This is a genomic window from Neorhizobium sp. 2083 (assembly GCF_031455615.1).
Classification (GTDB): Bacteria; Pseudomonadota; Alphaproteobacteria; order Rhizobiales; family Rhizobiaceae; genus Neorhizobium.
Map to the genome: position 1 here is coordinate 351,501 of NZ_JAVDTC010000003.1, position 17,651 is coordinate 369,151.

Here is a 17,651-nt window from a genome sequence, read left to right on the forward strand (position 1 = left end):
TCAGTTTGGTAATGTCGGCAGGAGCAGGTCCTGCTGTTCGGGAGTCAGTGTCTTGAGGAAGGCGATCAGATCTTCCCGCTCGCGATCGGTGATGAAAAATGGAGAAATGTCATCCGAACGCGACGGGCTTTCGACACCACCGCTCTCGTAGTGGGCGATCACGTCCTCCATGGTCGCCAGACTGCCGTTATGCATGTAGGGGCCGCGATAGAGGGTGTTGCGCAGGCTGGGCGTCTTGAAAGCATGCAAGGCTTTGGGATTGTCCGGTTCCAGCTGGGCGCGCCCGATGTCGTTCGTGGGCAATCCGGTATTGTGAAACTTGTTGTCGGTGAAATTCCAGCCCGTATGACATGTCGAGCAGTTCGCCTTGCCGGTAAACAGTCCGAAGCCGCGCTTGGCGCTGTCCGAAACCGCGGTTTCGTCGCCGTCCACCCAGCGGTCGAACGGCGACCAGGCGGAAACCACGGTGCGTTCGTAGGTCGCGATCGCCGTCAGCAGCGTCTCGCTGGTCGCGCCCTTGTCCGGGAATATCTGTTTGAACCAGTTATTGTAGTCGGGAATGTTTCGCAGATCGGCGACGATCTGATCAAGCTTGCCGTTCATCTCTGCGGGTGCCGTGATCGGTCCTGCGGCTTGGGCCTCCAGCGTCGGCGCCCGGCCGTCCCAGAAGAGGGGGGTGGTCCATGCCAGGTTGAGAATCGTCGGAGACTGGCGGGCCAGACGGGTATTGGCGGCCCCCACCGGCGTCTTGACCGGCACTTCGAACCCGAAGGACGGGTTGTGACAGCTGGCGCAGTTCATGTTTTTCGCGCCCGACAGCCGCGGATCGAAAAACAGCATCTTTCCGAGTGTCGCCAGTTGCAGCGAATAGGGCGTCACCTTGTCGAACGGAATTGTCAGGGGTCGCTTGAAATCGGCGAGATTGCCAGCGGCCGCGCCCTGGAAAGACACGGCCCAAAGGAGGGTTATGCAGAGAACCGAACGGCGCATGATGGTGATCCAGAAGGTGAATTAGCGCTCGAAGACCGGATGGGCTCAGGCGGAGCCGTCCGGTTGTCGTCTGCAATGAAAGTAACCAGAAAGGGTAAAATTTTTGTATAATGCATTTCTAACTCAACCTATTATTGAAAAATTGACAAATGAGAAAAGGACTTCAATCCGCCCTTCTCACAAGCGCGCGATTTCGTTATCCTTTTGAATAAAATTGATAAATTTCAATTGCTCCGCAGCTCGTACGAGCCTCGGTCACTCTTGTCCTGCACGTTTGGGATAAAGAAGGCGAGCGCCCATATGCAACCGGTGTCCGGAGCCGGGACTTGGCGGCGGGAAATCGGCTTTTTACCGCGTCCTTCCGTGCCGGAAGCAGCGCCGAAGCGCTCCGCCGGTGCCCTGCATCCGCTGCGATCCGGACTTGAAGATGGGGATGCCGGTGGATCCCGATCGCCAGAATTCACCTGTCCCCGGCACGGCGAAAGCGACCGGCCGCAGATGATGGCACGGGGGTCCGAATCCGCGGCCGTTACTTCCAGCTCGTGTAGTCGCCGGCAACGCAACCGAACGGCGCGCGCTCCTGGCCGAAACGTTTCTTCAACTGGCCGCATCCCCATTCGTTCAACGGCTTCGGCATCAAGTTGTTGATGTCCATCCCGGGCGACTGGAACTGCGTGTCGGAGCTGGTCACATACCAAAGCCAGAAGCCGATGACGCCGACCACGATCAGAAGCAGTGTTCCAAAGAACAGTTGCAGCCGCCTCCAGATCGACATCGTCTTTCTGGGCGCCTCGACCAGCACGGCACGGTCCTGTCCGCTCCCGTGCTGATGGAAGGGTGCAAGGGCAGCAGCCCGCTCCTCGTCGCTCAACGCGACGCGTTGCAAGCGGTCGTCGAGAAGCACGGGCAGGGCGGTGTTGCCGTGCCTGACGGCAAGTCCGACGGCCTTGCCGTTCGCTTCCCCCACGATCAGCGGCTCCTCGCCTTGTGTCATGCGGGTGTAAGCCGATCGCCCCGTCTTGTCGGCGGCAAGCTTGTCGTTATAGGTGATGGAGAGAATATTGCGCTTGCGGTCGAAGGCGGTGATCTCGACCGGAATAGGCTTCAGGGGAGCCGGCCGCCGCAGCTGCCCTTTGACGCGCGAGATCCGCAAAGCAAAGAACACCATTCCAAGACCCATGCCGCCGAGCAGCAGAGAGAAAAGTGTAAGCGTGATGATCCGGTTCCACAGTTTGTCCAGACCGAGGGTTATCGTCGCCAGTTCCGGATGGTCCGCCGAGATCGCCAAGCCGGTTTCATAGTCGCCCATATGAAAATCGACAAACATGACTTCGACTTCGGTGTCGTATTTCCGTCCGTTGTAGCTGTAGACAAGGCGTGCCTCGCAGTCGGTAAAGATCATCCTGCGTGTCGTGCACCGGCCGTCCCGCACGTCTCCGTCTTCAAGGAATACCGGGTTCTGGCTGATCTGAAAGTCGCGGAGAACCCCTGGCGCTTCCCAGATGATCAGGAAGACAGCGAGCGCCAGGATGACGGGCGCCGACCAGAAATAGGCGCGGGGGGTGGAGATCACGTCCCGTGCAAGCGACAGCGGGCGGGCGGGCAGGACGAGCGAGGGCATGAACCGGGGGCTTTCTACAGTTCGAGCGGACGATAGATCGGGCATGGCTTCGGCGGGCGCGGATCGCGTTCGAGACGAGACGTCGTTGATACATTGTCAGCTAGTTGGATGTCACCGTGGTTGTTCCATCCGGAGCGCCTTTTCCAGCGCCGAGATTTTCGCGCCCTGTTATCGGGAACAGGGGGGCGCGACCGAATCCGCCCTGTCGTCGCGAACCGAACCAGAGGCGGGTTGATGACTCAATTCCCGCCGGAATTGCGCAGTTCGCGTTCGGCCCTTTCGAGCGCACTGGCGTTCAGCACCTTGCGGAGCAGCGCGACGGCGACCGCCCGCATGCGCAGATTGTACCAGCCCTCCGAGCCGCCGCCCGGAACCTCGTAGACATCCAGCTTTTCGTAGAGCTGCTGGAGACGGTTCTGGACGCTCCTCAGCGAGAGCTTCTTGCGCTGAGCGATCGCCTTGTCGGTCAGGCCGAGCGCCACGTCGACCAGGATCTCGTATTCCGCATCGCTCAACCCATGGGCATTGCCGAGGCTCTTCTGCTGGATGCCGCGCACCTCGCGGTCGATAACGCATTGCGACTCCATGAAGACGCCCCGCAACGCAAGCTTCAGCCGCTCTTCGGACGTGGATTTCAGCACGTATCCGTAGGTCGCACCCTCAGGAACGATGCGGGCCACCCCGCGCACATAGGCCTCGTCGGAATAATTCGACCAGAACAGGATCTTGGTATCGGGCCGCTCGCGCCAGATGGTGCGTGCCGCCTCGATGCCGTTCCGTTCGCTCATCTGCAGATCCATGACGACATGCTCGGCCCGCGATTTCCGCGCCTGCATCTCGCCGGCATGGCCGTTCTCCGCCTCCAGAATTGTGTCGCATTCCGGCAGCGCCGCGCGCACCGCCTCATGCAGGTAGGATCTGTGCAGCGGGTCGTCCTCGACGATCAGGATCCTCACGGACATGCCTCCGGCAGTCGCTTCGGGCGGACCGGCATCGTCACCTTCACGGACGTGCCGCTGGCATCGGCATGACCACCGATCTCGAACCGCGCCGAGATCAGCCGCGCCCGTGTCTTCATGTTGTCTATCCCGTGGCCGGCCTTGTCCTGCGAGCTGCGGATGCCATGGCCGTCGTCATCCACCTCGATGGAAAGTATCCGCTCGCGGCTTGCAAGACGCACCAGAATGACTTTCGGCTGGGCGTGCCTGATGGCGTTGTTGACCGCTTCCTGAACGATGCGGAACAGTGCCGTCGCCACGGTCTGGTCGAGATCGACCAGGGCGCCGTCGCTTTCGTCGATCATTCGCCATTCGATCGCCTGCCCGCTTTCGCGCACCGAGCGTTCGAGATGGTTCTCGATCGCCTCCGCGACGCCGAAAAGCTGCAGGACGGTCGGCTTGGCTTCCTCGATGATCTGGCGAAGGTCGTGCATGCATTGCTGCAGGGTGCGGCAGATCGGCTCCAGCGTTTCTCCGGACAACTCGCGCAGGCCCGTCAGCCGTTCCATGCGACGGGAAAGCCTCGTCAGGTCCGCAAGCGTCTGGTCGTGGAGATCCATGCCGATCCGCTGGCGTTCCGCCTCCAGCGCCTCGGTCAGTTTCAGTGCGCCCAGCCTCAGGCCCTCTTCGCGGGCGCGGGCCTCCGTTTCGACGATCGCCGAACGCTTGGCCTGTTCCGCCGCCCTCAGCGCAAAGAAATAGGGCGCCAGCAGGTCCGCGATCGACCGGGCGTTTTCGACGTCCTCCATTGTGTAGCTGTCGCGCTCGTGGCTGGAGCAGCTCAACGCACCGATGATGTTGCCCTGGACCTTCAGCGGCACATGCAGCCGGCTCCTGAGCGAAAGTTCGATGATCGGGCTCGCGAACGCGCCTTCGAAGTGAAACCGCGGATCGGCGCAGGCATCCGGCGACAGCAGGAAATCGACGTCGCCGGACAGGAGCGTCCGAATGGGGCTGCCGGTCAGCAGTGCCGGCGGATGTTTGCTCCACGCGGTTTCGATCCCGCTTTCATAGGCGATGTGGTATTTCCCATCCAGCATCTTGATGCAGACGTCGAGGTGGTCGTGCGGGATGATGTGGCTGATCTCGGCCGCCACCGCCTGGATGATCGAATTGAAATCGAGCTGGCCGGCCAAGAGCCGGGAAATGCCGAGATAGCGGTCGAACAGCGAATTCCGCGCCGGATTGAGCATGCCGGACCTCCTCCAGTCCCTCGAACATATTAGACGCTTCGCGGTGGTTCTTGTCCTGCGGGAACCCGCAAATTTTGGGCGAATACCCGCAGAAAGGTTGCTTGTATGCGCCTATACAACATCAGATTTCTCCTCCATGCTCGCTTTACTGAGCAAACGGGGCTCAGCGCAATCACTATCTTCGGACAACCGTTGAGGAGCGGACCGGAGACAGCCCGTCTGGAACTCTAGGGAGGAAATCATGATCATCAGGAAGATGCTTTTCGCATCTGTCGCCATCGCTTGCGTTGCCGGGCCGGTCTCCGCCCTGGCCGATACCTCGGGCAAGAAGATCGCCCTGTCCAACAATTATGCAGGCAATTCCTGGCGTCAGGCGATGTTGACGAGCTGGGACAAGATCACCAAGGACGCCGTCGCCAAGAAGGTCGTCGCCGCGGCCGATCCGTTCACCACCGCCGAGAACCAGGCGACCGAACAGGCCGCGCAGATCCAGAACATGATCCTGCAGGGCTATGATGCGATCGTCGTCAACGCCGCCTCGCCGACCGCGTTGAACGGGGCCATCAAGGAGGCCTGCAATGCCGGCATCACCGTCGTCTCTTTCGACGGCATCGTGACCGAGCCCTGCGCATGGCGGATCGCGGTCGATTTCAAGGCGATGGGCGAGAGCCAGGTCGAATATCTCGCCAAGAAGATGCCGAAGGGCGGCAACCTGCTCGAAATCCGCGGGCTCGCCGGCGTCTCGGTGGATGACCAGATCCATGCCGGCATCCAGGCGGGCGTCCAGAAGAACCCGCAGTTCAAGATCGTCGGCTCCGTCAACGGCGACTGGGCCCAGGATGTCGCACAGCGCGCTGTGGCCGGCATCCTGCCGAGCCTGCCGGAAATCGCCGCGGTCGTAACCCAGGGTGGCGATGGATATGGCGCTGCCCAGGCATTCGCCGCCGCCAAGCGCCCGACCCCGACCATCGTCATGGGCAATCGCGAGGACGAACTCGTCTGGTGGAAGCAGCAGAAGGACAAGGACGGTTACGAGACGATGTCCGTCTCGATCGCGCCGGGCGTTTCCACGCTCGCCTTCTGGGTGGCGCAGCAGATCCTCGACGGCAAGCAGGTGAAGAAGGACCTCGTGGTGCCCTTCCTGCGCATCGACCAGGGCAATCTCGAAACCAATCTCGCCAGCACCCAGAAGGGCGGCGTGGCCAATGTCGAGTATGCGCTGGAAGACGCCCAGAAGGTCATCAGCAGCGCCAAATAGGCTGATCCTCCCCGAGACAGGCACGGCGCCCGGCGGCGCCGTGCCGATCATATCTGGTGCCCATCGGCGACGTGTCCCCGCATGAATGAAGTAACAGCAAGACGAGAGGTGGTTGCCGCCCGCGGCATCAAGGTGACCTTCGGCGCCGTGAAGGCGCTTGATGGCGCCGACCTCGTCATCCATGCCGGCGAATGCGTCGGGCTGGTAGGCCATAACGGCGCCGGCAAGTCCACCATCGTTAACGTCATCAACGGCGGCCTCGCCCCGCATGCCGGCGAGGTTCATTACGGGGGCAACGGCGGCCAGCACGGCATATCGGCGGCGCGGGCCAGCGGCGTGCGATGCGTCTTCCAGGAACTGTCGCTCTGCCCCAACCTCACCGTCAACGAGAACGCCCGCATCATGCATGCGGAACTGGCCGGCTGGAACTGGCGCGTCAGGGCACTCGCGCTCGTCGAACGGCAGCTGCAGGACATCTTTCCCGGCCATGGCATCGATTGCGACAGCACGATCGACGATCTTTCCATCGCCGAGCGGCAGATGGTGGAGATCGCCATCAGCTTCGCCGGCCTCCGCGACAAGCCGAAGCTCGTCATCCTGGATGAACCGACTTCATCTCTCGACGCGGGCCTTGCCGCGCAGCTCATGACCTATATCCGCCGGTTCGTCGGCGAAGGCGGTTCGGTGCTGCTGATCTCCCACATTCTCGGCGAGATACTCTCCACCTCGGATCGTATCGTGGTGATGAAGGACGGCCGCGTCGTCGCCGACCGTGCCGCGTCCGCGTTCAGCACCCGCAGTCTCGTCGAGGCGATGGGCAATGTGGTGCGCGAGCAGGAATGGCTGCGTTCGACGGACAAACGCGGCGGCGAGCCGGTTCTTTCCATGCCGCCGCGACGGGGGCAGGGGCTCGCCTTCCAGGCCCATCGCGGCGAGATGATCGGCCTTGCCGGCCTCGGCGGCCACGGCCAGACGGAAATGCTTCTCGACCTCTATCTCTCTCGCAACAGCAACTGGTGGCCGGCCCGCAGGAAAGAAATCGCCTTCGTTGCCGGCGACCGTGGCCTCAACGGCACGTTTCCCCTCTGGAGCATCCTGAAGAACCTGAGCATCGCCTCGCTCGGCGAGCTTTCCTCCCGGTCGCTCGTCGACCGCGGGCAGGAGGGCATGCTCGGCGACGGCTGGAAGAAGCGCATCGAAATTCGCACGCCCGACATGGAAAACCGCATCCTGTCGCTGTCCGGCGGCAACCAGCAGAAGGTGCTCTTCGCCCGCGCCCTGGCGACGACGGCGCGGATCGTCCTGATGGACGATCCGATGCGCGGCGTCGATGTCGGGACCAAGCAGGAGGTCTACGACATCCTGCGCGCCGAGGCGGCGAGCGGCCGCACCTTCATCTGGTATTCGACGGAAATGGACGAAATACGCCTTTGCGACCGGGTCTATGTTTTTCGCGAGGGCGCGATCGTCGCGGAACTAACGGGCGAGGAGATCTCGGAGAAGAACGTGCTCGAAGCTTCCTTCAGCGGAGGAGAAGCGGCATGAAGATATCGTCCGGCACCGTCCGCCTGATCATCCCCGCGGCGTCGCTTACGCTGCTGCTGGCGGCCGTCTTCTATATGCAGCCGCGCGCCATGAGCTATACCGGCCTCAACCTGCTCTTCAACCTCGCGGTGCCGATCGCGCTGGCAACGGTCGCGCAGATGCTGATCATGGCCGTCAACGACCTCGACCTTTCGATGGGCACCTTCGTCAGCTTCTGCGCCTGCGTCACGGCCACCTTCCTGCAGGCCTCCCCGGCAATCGGCGTGCTGATCTTCCTCGGCGCCATCGCGGCCTACGCGGCAATCGGCGTCGTCATCCATCTCCGCGAACTGCCCTCGATCGTCGTGACGCTCGGCATGAGCTTCGTCTGGGGCGGGCTTGCGGTGCTGATGCTGCCGTCGCCGGGTGGCGAGGCGCCGGGCTGGGCGCGCTGGCTGATGACCTCGCGGCCGCCCTTCGTGCCGATGGCGATCGTCGCCAGCATCGTCATTGCGCTCATCACCCATTTCCTCATCATGCGCTCCTCGGTCGGCGTGCTGATCCGCGGCGTCGGCGGCAATGTCCGCTCGGTGGAACGCGCCGGCTGGTCGGTCATCCGCCTCCGGGCGGGCACCTATGCGCTCGCCGGTTTCTTCGCCGTCCTGTCCGGCATCGCGCTCGTCGGCCTCACCACGTCGGCGGACGCCAATATCGCGCTGCGCTACACGCTGCTGTCGATCGCCGGCGTCATCCTGGGCGGCGGCGAATTCGTCGGCGGCAAGGTTTCGCCGATCGGCGCCGTCATCGGCGCATTGACCTTGACCCTCGCCGGGTCGTTCCTCTCCTTCATGCGCATCTCGCCGGACTGGCAGATCGGTGCGCAGGGCGCGATCCTCATCGTCGTCCTGGCGCTGCGCCTCTTCCTCAACCGGCTGGAAAAGCGGGAGAAGAGCCGATGAACACCGCCCGCCTTCTCTTCTCCAGACCCTGGATCTGGTCGTTCGCGGCGACGGCCGTCGTCTGGGTCGTCACCGTGGTGTTCACCGGCGGCGCAAGCTCGCTCGGGCTGTCGCAGGCGGCGCTCACCTTCGCGGCCTTTTCGGTTATCGTCGGTATCGGCCAGATGTTCGTCATCACGCTCGGTCCAGGCAATATCGACCTTTCCGTACCCGCCACGATGACGCTTTCGGGCACGCTGGCGCTGAAGCTGATGGACGTGCAGGACAGCATGATCGCCGTCGGCCTGCTTCTTTCGATCCTGCTCGGCCTGGCGGTCGGCATCGGCAACTACGTGCTGATCAAGCTGCTCCGTATCCCGCCGATCATCGCGACGCTGTCCATGAGCTTCATCATCCAGTCGACCGCGATCTGGGCGAACCGCGGCCTGCGCATCAAGCCGCCGGACATTCTGGCGAGCTTCACGACATCCAACCTGTTCGGCATCCCCAATATCGCCATCGTGGCGCTGGTCCTGTCCGCCGTCGCCTGGGTTCTGCTCGAAAAGACCATCTACGGCCGCTGGATCTCGGCGATCGGCCAGAGCACGTTCGCCGCCCGCATGACCGGCATTCCCGTCGACGGCACACGGCTGGCGACCTACATCCTCTGCGCCGTGCTCGCCTCGATATGCGGTTACCTGCTTGCGAGTTTCTCCGGAGGCGCGGCGCTCAACATGGGCGCCGAATACCTGCTGATGTCGATCGCCGTCGTGGTGATCGGCGGAACGGCCGTCGCCGGCGGCAATTCCAACATCCCGGGCATATGGGGCGCTTCCCTCTTCATGTTCCTTGTGGTGTCGATGCTGAACACCTATGGCTTCGGAGCCGGGTTCCGCCTCATTCTCACCGGCCTCATCATCATCGCCGTCATCCTGGTTGCCGGCGGCCGTCAGTCCAACCGATGAACAACCCCAATCGGATCTCTCCCATGCCGCAGACCCCATCCATCTACGAAATCCATGATGACCGGTTCCGGCACCTGATCGTCGGCAGCGCGGCCCTCGAAGAGCTCTATTCGGATTGCCGATGGGCGGAAGGTCCGGTGTGGTTCGCGGACCTGAATTGCCTGATCTGGAGCGACATTCCCAACCAGCGCATGCTGCGCTGGGCGCCGGACGGCGGCGTCTCGATTTTCCGCTCGCCATCCAATTTCGTCAACGGCAACACCCGCGACCGCCAGGGCCGGCTCGTTTCCTGCGAACATGGCGGCCGCCGCGTCATCCGCACCGAGATCGACGGTACGATCACCGTTCTTGCCGACCGCTACCAGGGCAAGCGGCTCAACTCGCCGAACGATGTCGTGGTCCGCTCGGATGACAGCGTCTGGTTCACCGACCCGACCTACGGCATCAAGTCCGACTATGAGGGCTACCGCGCCGAACCAGAACAGGAGACCCGCAACGTCTACCGGCTTGATCCGGCAACCGGCGAACTCGACGCCGTCGTGACGGATTTCGGCCAGCCGAACGGCCTTGCCTTCTCACCGGATGAGACGAAACTCTACGTCGCCGACTCGGCCTCCAGCCACGATGTCAGCGCACCGCGCCACATCCGCGTCTTCGATGTGGCGGATGGCAAGCGCCTCGCGAACGGCAGGATCTTCTGCAGTCTCGACAACGGCCTGCCCGATGGTTTCCGGGTCGATGTGCAGGGCAATGTCTGGACGAGCGCGGGAGACGGCGTGCATTGTTTCTCGCCGGAAGGCGCGCTTCTCGGCAAGGTTCTCGTGCCGCAGACGGTTGCGAACCTCACCTTCGGCGGTCCGCGCAGGAACCGGCTTTTCATCACCGCCACCAGATCGCTCTATTCCGTGTTCCTGGCGACGAGCGGCGCGTCGCTGGGCTGATTGATCAAGCGGCATGAGGTTCGCGCGCCGAGCAGTGGTTCGCGGCGCGGACCATGCGGCCGCCGTTATTCGCCTGCAACTGCCGGATCTGCCTCCGCATGGTGGCAGGCGGTCAGCAGGCCATGGGCCGGCGTCCTCGCGGTCAACGCCGGTTCCTGTTCGGCGCAGATTGATGTGGCCTTCCAGCAGCGGGTCCGGAAGCGGCATCCACTGGGCGGGTTGACGGGGCTTGGGAGATCACCCTGCAGGACGATGCGCTTGCGTTTTCCGCGGAGCCTTGGATCCGGGGTCGGCACCGCAGAAAGCAAAGCCTGCGTGTAGGGGTGAGCAGGCGCGCTGAAAATAGAATTTTTTGGCCCGGTCTCGATGATCTTGCCCAGATACATGACCATGACCCGGTCCGAGATATGGCGCACCACGGCGAGATCATGGGCGACAAAAAGCATCGCGAGATTGCGTTCGCGCCTGAGCCTGGACAAGAGGTTGACGACCTGCGCCTGCACCGACACGTCGAGGGCCGAAACCGGCTCGTCGCAGACGAGGAGCGTCGGGTTGAGCGCAAGGGCGCGTGCAATTCCGAGACGCTGCCGCTGGCCGCCCGAAAATTCGGAAGGATAGCGTTCCGCATGTTCGGCGCGCAGACCGACGGATTCCAGCAGCTTGACCGTCTCCGCCCGCCAAAGGTTCTTTGGCACGATGCCCGGGTGCAGCGCCCACGGTTCGGAAATCAGCCGGTCGACCCGCATGCGGGGATTGAGCGACTGGTAGGGGTCCTGGAACACGACCTGCATCCTGCGGCGCAACTCGTGCAACTGCCGGCCGCTGCTCTGCGTGATGTCCACGCCGTCGATCAGGGCGCTGCCGCGGGTTGCCGGCCCGAGCTTCAGCAGCGTGCGCACCAGCGAGGTCTTGCCGCAGCCGCTTTCGCCGACGAGGCCGAGCGTCTCGCCCCGGGCGATCTCGAAGCTGACATCATCGACGGCGCGTACGGGGGCCGATGTGCCGCCGAAGTGCCGGGAGAGGTTTTGGACTTTGAGAAGGGGTTCGGTCATGCTGGCGATACCGGAAAGTGGCAGGCGACCTTGCGGCCCGGCCCCACGGTTTCAAGGTGAGGAACAACCTCGGCGCAGAGTTTCTCCGCCCGCGGACAGCGCGTCCTGAATGCGCAGCCGGAGGGGAGGGCGGCAGGATTGGGGGCGGAACCGGGGATCGGCACCAGCTCGTCCTCGTCCGTGTCCATGCGTGGCTGCGAGGCAAGCAGTCCGACGCTGTAAGGATGCCGGGCGTCATCGAAGAGTTCGAAGACGCTGGCGGTCTCGACGATGCGGCCCGCATACATGACGGCCACGCGGTCCGCGAGTTCGGCCACCACTCCGAGGTCATGGGTGATGAAGATCATGCCGGCATCGCTGCGTTTGCGAATGGCGTTGAGGAGATCGACCACCTGCGCCTGGATCGTCACGTCGAGTGCCGTCGTCGGCTCGTCCGCGATGATCACGTCCGGTTCGAGCGCCACCGCCATGGCGATCATGATGCGCTGGCGCATGCCGCCCGAGAATTCGTGCGGATATTGCTTCGCCCGGCGCTCGGGATCGGGAATGCCGATGGCCGTCAGAAGGTCGATCACCGCCTTTTCGACGCCGCCTTCGGCGCCGCGGCCATGGATACGGTACATTTCGGCGATTTGCCAGCCGACGGGGTAGACCGGGTTGAGAGCCGCAAGCGCATCCTGGAAGATCAGGGCAATCCGATCGCCGCAAAGATCGCGTCGCTCCTGCCGCGGAAGCTGCAGCAGTTCGGTGCCGTCGAAACGGATGGAACCATGGTCGATGGCGCCCGGAGGATTGGGAACGAGATCCATGATGGCCGATGCCGTCACCGATTTTCCCGAGCCACTCTCGCCGAGAAGCGCCAGGACCTCACCACGGTTGAGCGAAAACGAGACCCCGTTGAGCGCGAGAATGCGGCCGGCGGCCGTGTCGAAACTGACCCGCAGGTCATTGACTTCGAGAAGTGCCATCAGCGCCTCCTGCTGACAAGCCGCCAGTGCTGCGACGGGTCGTTGACAATCCGGAACCAGTTGGCGAGGAGGTTGAACGACATGGTGGTGAACATGACCGCCAGGCCCGGGAAAAAGCCGAGCCACCAGGCGGACGACAGATAGCCCTGACCCTGGGCCACCATCAGCCCCCAGCTGACCGCCGGCGGCTGAATGCCGAGGCCGAGATAGCTGAGGCCGGATTCGAACAGCATGACCATGGCGAGATTGACGGAGGCGAGCGTCAGCATGGTGGGGGCGACGCTCGGCAGGATATGGTTGCGCAGGATCCAGACCGGTCCGCCACCGAAGACGCGCGCGGCATCGACGAACAGCCGTTCCCGAACCTCCAGCGTTTCGGCCCTTGCGACGCGGATATAAGCCGGCATGCGGGTGACGGCCAGCACGATCACCAGGTTGCTGACGCTTGGGCCGAACAGGTAGAGGCCGAAGAGGGCGACAAGCAGCGTTGGGAAGCCCAGGATGATGTCGCAGATCCGCATGATGATATTGCCGGCGATGCCGCCGAAATACGCCGCGATGACCCCCAGCAGCGTCCCGCCGATCAGGCTCGTCAGCACGGTCAGGAGGGCGATCCCGATCGTCGTCGATGCCGCCTGGATCAGGCGCACGAGGAGCGGGCGTCCGAGCGCGTCGGCCCCCAGCCACAATGTCCAGGACTGGCTGAAATCGAAGGGTGGCAGATTGCGCGCCTTGAGCGAGATGCGGTTGTCGCCCAGGAGCGACAGGCTATCCGCCAGAATCGCGAGCACGACGATGAGCAGCCAGATCGCCGCCGCGACCGCCATCGGGTCACCCGCGAGCGCTCGCACGAGCCACAGGATGCGGCGGCTGCGGCGCTCGCGGGCGGGGAGGAGTTCGGCAGGGGCCTCGGTCATTCGACCCTCACGCGCGGATCGATCGAGGCATAAAGCATGTCGACCAGGATGTTGATGAAGAAGATGACGACCGCGACCGCGAAAATCGATGCCTGGACGATGGCGAAGTCGCGCTTGAGGATGCCGTCGATCAGGAGCTTGCCGATGCCGGGAAATCCGAAGACCACTTCGACGACGCCACCGCCGCCTGCAAACTGGGCGGCCAGATCGCCGGTGACGGTGACCGCGGGCAGGAGGGCGTTGCGAAGCGCGTGCACGAAAGTAACCCGCCCGTCGCGGGCCCCCTTGGCTCGCGCCGTCCGCACGAACGTCGCGTTAAGCGCCTCGATCATCGAGCCGCGGACGATCTGCACCAGCGTTCCGAACGGCCTGGCAAAAAGACAGGCGATCGGCAGGACCCAGTAGATAGGGCCGCCGAAGCCGGATGTCGGCAATATCCGGAAGGTGACCGCGAACAAAAGGACGCCCATCAGGCCGAGCCAGAAATCCGGCACGCTGGCGGCAGCCTGCGACAGCACGTTGACGCCGCGATCGATCCAGCCGCCGGCATTCACGGCGGCGATGGAGCCGATGACGATGGCGGCGACGAAGGCCAGCGTCAATGCGATGGCGCCGAGCGCCAGCGTGTTCGGCAAGGCTTCCAGCACCACGTCCATGGCCGGCCGGTTGTGCCAGAGCGACATGCCGAAATCGAGGCGGATCATGTCCCAGGCCCAATCGAGGAACTGCGCAGGCAGGGACGCATCGAGACCGAGCCGGACACGCATGGCTTCGCGCGCCGCGCTCGACGCGTCGACCGGGAGGTAGAGATCGACAGGGTCGCCCGTCAGCCGCACCAGGAAGAACGCGGATGTCATCAGCGCGGCAAGTGCCAATGCCGCAAAGGCCGCGCGTTTCAGGAAATATGTGAAGGACATCCGCTCTCCTCAGGCGACGTTCAGGAATGAGGCCGGCTGTCAGCGATAGCTGACCGTCCTCAGCTTGATCTCGTTGCCGGCCTGCACGTCGACCGCGTAGTTCACGTTCTTGGCGACGCGGGCGATCGTGACCATGTGGAAGAGCGGCGCGATATTGACCGCGTCCACCGCGATGTACCTGAAAGCCTCCTGGAACATCTTCTTGCGCTCGTCGCCGGTCGATTTCGAGGCGTCGGCGATCAGCTTGTCGAGCTTGGCGTCCGCGATGGTCGACTGGTTGCCATCGCTGGTGAAGCGGTTCGGCAGCGTGAACACCGCATCGCCTTCGGTATTGTCGATCTGCGTCTGCAGGATCGACGGCTTGCGCTCCTTCTCCCATGGCTTCAGCAGCCGCTTCAGCCAGGGGCTGGTCTCGAGCATTTCAAGCCTTGCGTTGAAGCCCGCATCCGCCAGCATCGCCTGAATGGCTTCCAGGCTCTCCGACGAATTGGGATAGATGCCGATGCGGCCGTAGATGACGATTTCCTTGTCGACCGGCACGCCATCCGCCTTGGCGGCGGCGAGCAGGGCCTTTGCTTTTTTCGGATCGTATGTCCAGACAGGGATGTCGGGGTTGAAGCCGAATACCGATGGCGGCACGACCTGCATCGCCTTCTGGGCGTCTTTGTGAAAGACGGTGCCGACGAGCCCGTCCCGGTCGATTGCCAGATTGAGGGCTTCCCGCACGCGCTTGTCGTTGAGGGGCGGCACCTGGGCGTCGATCCTCAGAAGCGAGGTCTCGGCGTTCGGGAAGGCGTGGTCTTGACCGGTCGTGCCGTCCTGCGGGGCGATTTCATAGGCAATCTGCGCTTCGCCGGTATCGACCATCGCGGCGCGGACGGCGGATTCGGCGCGCCAGATGATCGTGGCGTTCTTGATCGCCGGCTTGTCGCCCCAATAGCCGTCATAGGCGGTAAGAGTGACCGACTGGCCGGGCGTCCATGCCGCAAGCTTGTAAGGACCCGTTCCAGCCGGAGAGCGGGTCTTTCCGTCGTTCGGGGTCGCGGGCGAGCCGATGTCCAGTGCGGACATCTTGTTGGGCAGGATCGGCTCGACGACATCCGTCTTGATGCGAAGGGTGGTCGGGTTGACCGCCTCTGCGGTGAGTTTGATGCCCTTCAACGTGGCAAGTCCGACCTCACAGGCAAGCGACGGATCCTGTCCCCGCTTGAGGGCCGCTACGACCGCCTGGGCATCGAACGCTTTGCCGTCGTGGAATGTCACCCCTTCGCGCAGCTTGAACTCCCAGGTCAGGCTGTCCACCTGCCGCCAGCTGGTGGCGAGGCTCGGCACCACCGACCCGTCCTTGGGGCTGAGGTTGACGAGCGCCTCGGTGATATTGTTGTGCATGACCCGGGAATTGCCCGAAAGGTCGGTATCGCACGGGTCGAGCGACTTCGGTTCGTCCGTCACCACGACAGTCAGCTTGTCGGGAGCCGCATATGCCGGGAGGGCAACGCCCACCAGCAACGCCATCCCCACGCTCAACGCATTGATCTTCCTGATCTTGTTCATGAAATCCCTCCTCCTGATCCAACGAGCGGCACCTCGCCTGCCACGGTGCCGTCAGTGCGAAAGCCATGCGCAGGCCCGCCGGTCCGGCGGGCGTTCAAATGGCTTTACTTCCTCCTGCAAGCGCGTAGTGTCAAATGTGACACTCGCGACCATGAGCATGCGCGCCGAGTCGACCGAAGTCAAGACGATTAATTCAGATATGGAATTCATAGTTCATGCTTGAACCGAAACATGGCTCGCCGATTGTTGAAAAGACCGCGCATCTGCTTGAGGCGGTTGCCGACGCTAAAACCGGCATCTCCCTCGGCGCATTGGTGGATCAGCTGGGGGTGCCTCGTTCAACGGTCTATCGCATCCTCAACTCTCTGACCGCGCACGGGCTCGTGGCCCGGGTGAGGGGCGGGGCCTCCTACGAACTGGGGCCCAAGTTTGTGGAGCTGGCGCGACGGATTTCGCCTGGCGCCGACAGGGCGACGCTGATCGAGACCGCAAGGCCGATTCTGACGGCTGCGGCCGACCGGATCTACGAATCCTTCCGGCTGGCTGCGCCCGAGGGCAACGAAATGATGACGATATTCGCGGCATCCAGTCCCGGCGACTATGCCCTTTTCATCAAGGTCGGAGGGCGTTCCCGCAAGCATGTCGGCGCAGCCGGCAAGCTTGCCCTTGCCTTTTCCGACTATAACGAGATCGAGGCCTATTGCGCCGGCGGGCTCGAAGCCAGGACGCCTTACACCATCACCGATCCGGAGGCGCTGAAGGAGGCGCTCGTCGAGATCCGCCGCAACGGCAGTGCCGAGGACAACCAGGAATCCAATCTCGGCCTGCGGGCTTTTGCGGCTCCCGTATTCGATGCGGCCGGCCGGCTGGTGGCGACGATCAGCGTGCCGTTTATCGGCGAGGCGACGCCGGATAGGGCTCGCTCGATCAAGCGCGAAGTCGCGGAGGGGGCTGCGGCGTTGACGAAGGCCATCAATGGCGTCAATCCAATGTCCAAATAAGAAATCTAAAATTCTATATTGAACTATCGCGTTGTTGTGCTAGACCTCTATCCAGATAGTGGAGGATCTCATGACGGCCCTGGACCCATCGGTTTACGAAAAACTCCTGCGCACCAATTCCGCGAGCCTCAGCTCGCTTCTGTTGAAGCGCGGCCTCAGGAACACCGCGGTTCGCGGCGTGCGGCCGCTCGCGGGTGCCGGCAAGCCGATGGTCGGTCCGGCCGTCACCGTGCGCTACATTCCCGCGCGCGAAGATATCGACGGATCGACCTACAGTTCGGATCCGTCGAACCAGCAGCGCAAGGCGATCGATACGATTCCGGAGGGCCACGTTCTCGTGTTCGATTGCCGCTCGATGGCCGACATTGCCGGCATCGGCGCGATGCTTGCCCGCCGGCTGGTCTATCGGGGCTGCGCCGGCCTCGTTCTGGATGGAGGCGTGCGCGACACGGCCGATATCGTCCAGCTGGGGCTTCCCACCTATTGCATGGGACCGGCGGCGCCCGCCAATCTCGTCGCCCATCATGCGTCGGATATGAACCAGCCGATCGCTTGCGGCGGCGTCGCGGTCTATCCCGACGACATCATTTTCGGCGACAGCGAGGCGGTCATCGTCATTCCGCGGGAATATGCGGACGAGATCGCCGACGAGGCGGTCGCGATGGAGGAGCAGGAGGAGTTCCTCAAGCTCGAAATCGAGTCCGGCAAATCGACTTTGGGCGTGTACCCGCCAAACAAGGAAACGCTTGAGCGCTACGAGGCGTGGCGCGCAGCGCGGAGCGCCGCCGTCTGAGGCCTCGCCACAGGCTGGTGG

Annotated in this window: 16 protein-coding genes; 7 read left to right on the forward strand and 9 right to left on the reverse strand. The window is 63.3% G+C overall.

Annotated elements, in window-relative coordinates; translation table 11 throughout:
• The 4 genes from J2X76_RS14400 to J2X76_RS14415 form a co-directional block, all read right to left on the reverse strand.
• Entirely contained in the window at positions 1-990 is a 990-nt protein-coding gene (locus J2X76_RS14400; RefSeq protein ID WP_310217260.1) for a cytochrome c peroxidase, read from the reverse strand.
• A 529-nt stretch (positions 991-1,519) separates the two neighbouring features.
• Positions 1,520-2,611, reverse strand: coding sequence for a hypothetical protein (locus J2X76_RS14405; protein WP_310217262.1), 1,092 nt, complete (start codon positions 2,609-2,611; stop codon positions 1,520-1,522).
• A 239-nt stretch (positions 2,612-2,850) separates the two neighbouring features.
• Positions 2,851-3,567, reverse strand: a complete 717-nt coding sequence (locus J2X76_RS14410; RefSeq protein ID WP_310217264.1) for a response regulator transcription factor — start codon at positions 3,565-3,567, stop codon at positions 2,851-2,853.
• The gene (locus tag J2X76_RS14415; RefSeq protein ID WP_310217267.1) at positions 3,564-4,802 is read right to left on the reverse strand and encodes a GAF domain-containing sensor histidine kinase; all 1,239 of its coding nucleotides are present in this window, start codon (positions 4,800-4,802) and stop codon (positions 3,564-3,566) included. Before J2X76_RS14415 ends, J2X76_RS14410 begins: the two co-directional genes overlap by 4 nt.
• A 241-nt stretch (positions 4,803-5,043) precedes the next feature.
• Here J2X76_RS14415 and J2X76_RS14420 point away from each other — a divergent pair, with 241 nt between their 5' ends.
• The 5 genes from J2X76_RS14420 (at position 5,044) to J2X76_RS14440 (ending at position 10,428) form a co-directional block, all read left to right on the forward strand.
• On the forward strand, positions 5,044-6,060 hold the full coding sequence (locus tag J2X76_RS14420; RefSeq protein WP_113131146.1) for a substrate-binding domain-containing protein: 1,017 nt from the start codon (positions 5,044-5,046) through the stop codon (positions 6,058-6,060).
• Between the two features lie 81 nt (positions 6,061-6,141).
• On the forward strand, positions 6,142-7,605 hold the full coding sequence (locus J2X76_RS14425) for a sugar ABC transporter ATP-binding protein (RefSeq protein WP_310217270.1): 1,464 nt from the start codon (positions 6,142-6,144) through the stop codon (positions 7,603-7,605).
• Positions 7,602-8,543 (forward strand): ABC transporter permease, encoded by a 942-nt coding sequence (locus J2X76_RS14430; RefSeq protein ID WP_310217273.1) that lies wholly within the window; start codon positions 7,602-7,604, stop codon positions 8,541-8,543. Before J2X76_RS14425 ends, J2X76_RS14430 begins: the two co-directional genes overlap by 4 nt.
• Entirely contained in the window at positions 8,540-9,487 is a 948-nt protein-coding gene (locus tag J2X76_RS14435; RefSeq protein WP_310217276.1) for an ABC transporter permease, read from the forward strand. Before J2X76_RS14430 ends, J2X76_RS14435 begins: the two co-directional genes overlap by 4 nt.
• 23 nt (positions 9,488-9,510) lie before the next feature.
• On the forward strand, positions 9,511-10,428 hold the full coding sequence (locus tag J2X76_RS14440) for an SMP-30/gluconolactonase/LRE family protein (RefSeq protein WP_310217279.1): 918 nt from the start codon (positions 9,511-9,513) through the stop codon (positions 10,426-10,428).
• 65 nt (positions 10,429-10,493) lie between these two features.
• Here J2X76_RS14440 and J2X76_RS14445 read toward each other — a convergent pair whose 3' ends face one another.
• Genes J2X76_RS14445 through J2X76_RS14465 form a run of 5 tightly spaced genes read right to left on the reverse strand, consistent with a single transcriptional unit; the run spans position 10,494 to position 15,836 of the window.
• A complete protein-coding gene (locus J2X76_RS14445; protein WP_310217281.1) occupies positions 10,494-11,480 on the reverse strand; it encodes an oligopeptide/dipeptide ABC transporter ATP-binding protein in 987 nt (328 codons plus the stop codon).
• Positions 11,477-12,448 carry an ABC transporter ATP-binding protein gene (locus J2X76_RS14450; RefSeq protein ID WP_310217284.1) on the reverse strand — a complete coding sequence of 324 codons (972 nt, stop codon included), beginning with the start codon at positions 12,446-12,448 and terminating at the stop codon, positions 11,477-11,479. The genes J2X76_RS14445 and J2X76_RS14450 overlap by 4 nt, the downstream gene beginning before the upstream one ends.
• Positions 12,448-13,365 (reverse strand): ABC transporter permease, encoded by a 918-nt coding sequence (locus J2X76_RS14455; protein ID WP_310217286.1) that lies wholly within the window; start codon positions 13,363-13,365, stop codon positions 12,448-12,450. The genes J2X76_RS14450 and J2X76_RS14455 overlap by 1 nt, the downstream gene beginning before the upstream one ends.
• On the reverse strand, positions 13,362-14,282 hold the full coding sequence (locus tag J2X76_RS14460; protein WP_310217289.1) for an ABC transporter permease: 921 nt from the start codon (positions 14,280-14,282) through the stop codon (positions 13,362-13,364). Before J2X76_RS14460 ends, J2X76_RS14455 begins: the two co-directional genes overlap by 4 nt.
• A gap of 39 nt (positions 14,283-14,321) precedes the next feature.
• Entirely contained in the window at positions 14,322-15,836 is a 1,515-nt protein-coding gene (locus J2X76_RS14465; protein ID WP_310217291.1) for an ABC transporter substrate-binding protein, read from the reverse strand.
• A gap of 215 nt (positions 15,837-16,051) precedes the next feature.
• On the opposite strand from J2X76_RS14465, the gene J2X76_RS14470 reads away from it, so the two are divergent.
• Positions 16,052-16,837 carry an IclR family transcriptional regulator gene (locus J2X76_RS14470; protein ID WP_310217293.1) on the forward strand — a complete coding sequence of 262 codons (786 nt, stop codon included), beginning with the start codon at positions 16,052-16,054 and terminating at the stop codon, positions 16,835-16,837.
• Positions 16,838-16,907: 70 nt separating this feature from the next.
• Positions 16,908-17,630 (forward strand): ribonuclease activity regulator RraA, encoded by a 723-nt coding sequence (locus J2X76_RS14475; RefSeq protein WP_310217296.1) that lies wholly within the window; start codon positions 16,908-16,910, stop codon positions 17,628-17,630.
• The last annotated feature ends 21 nt before the right edge of the window (positions 17,631-17,651 follow it).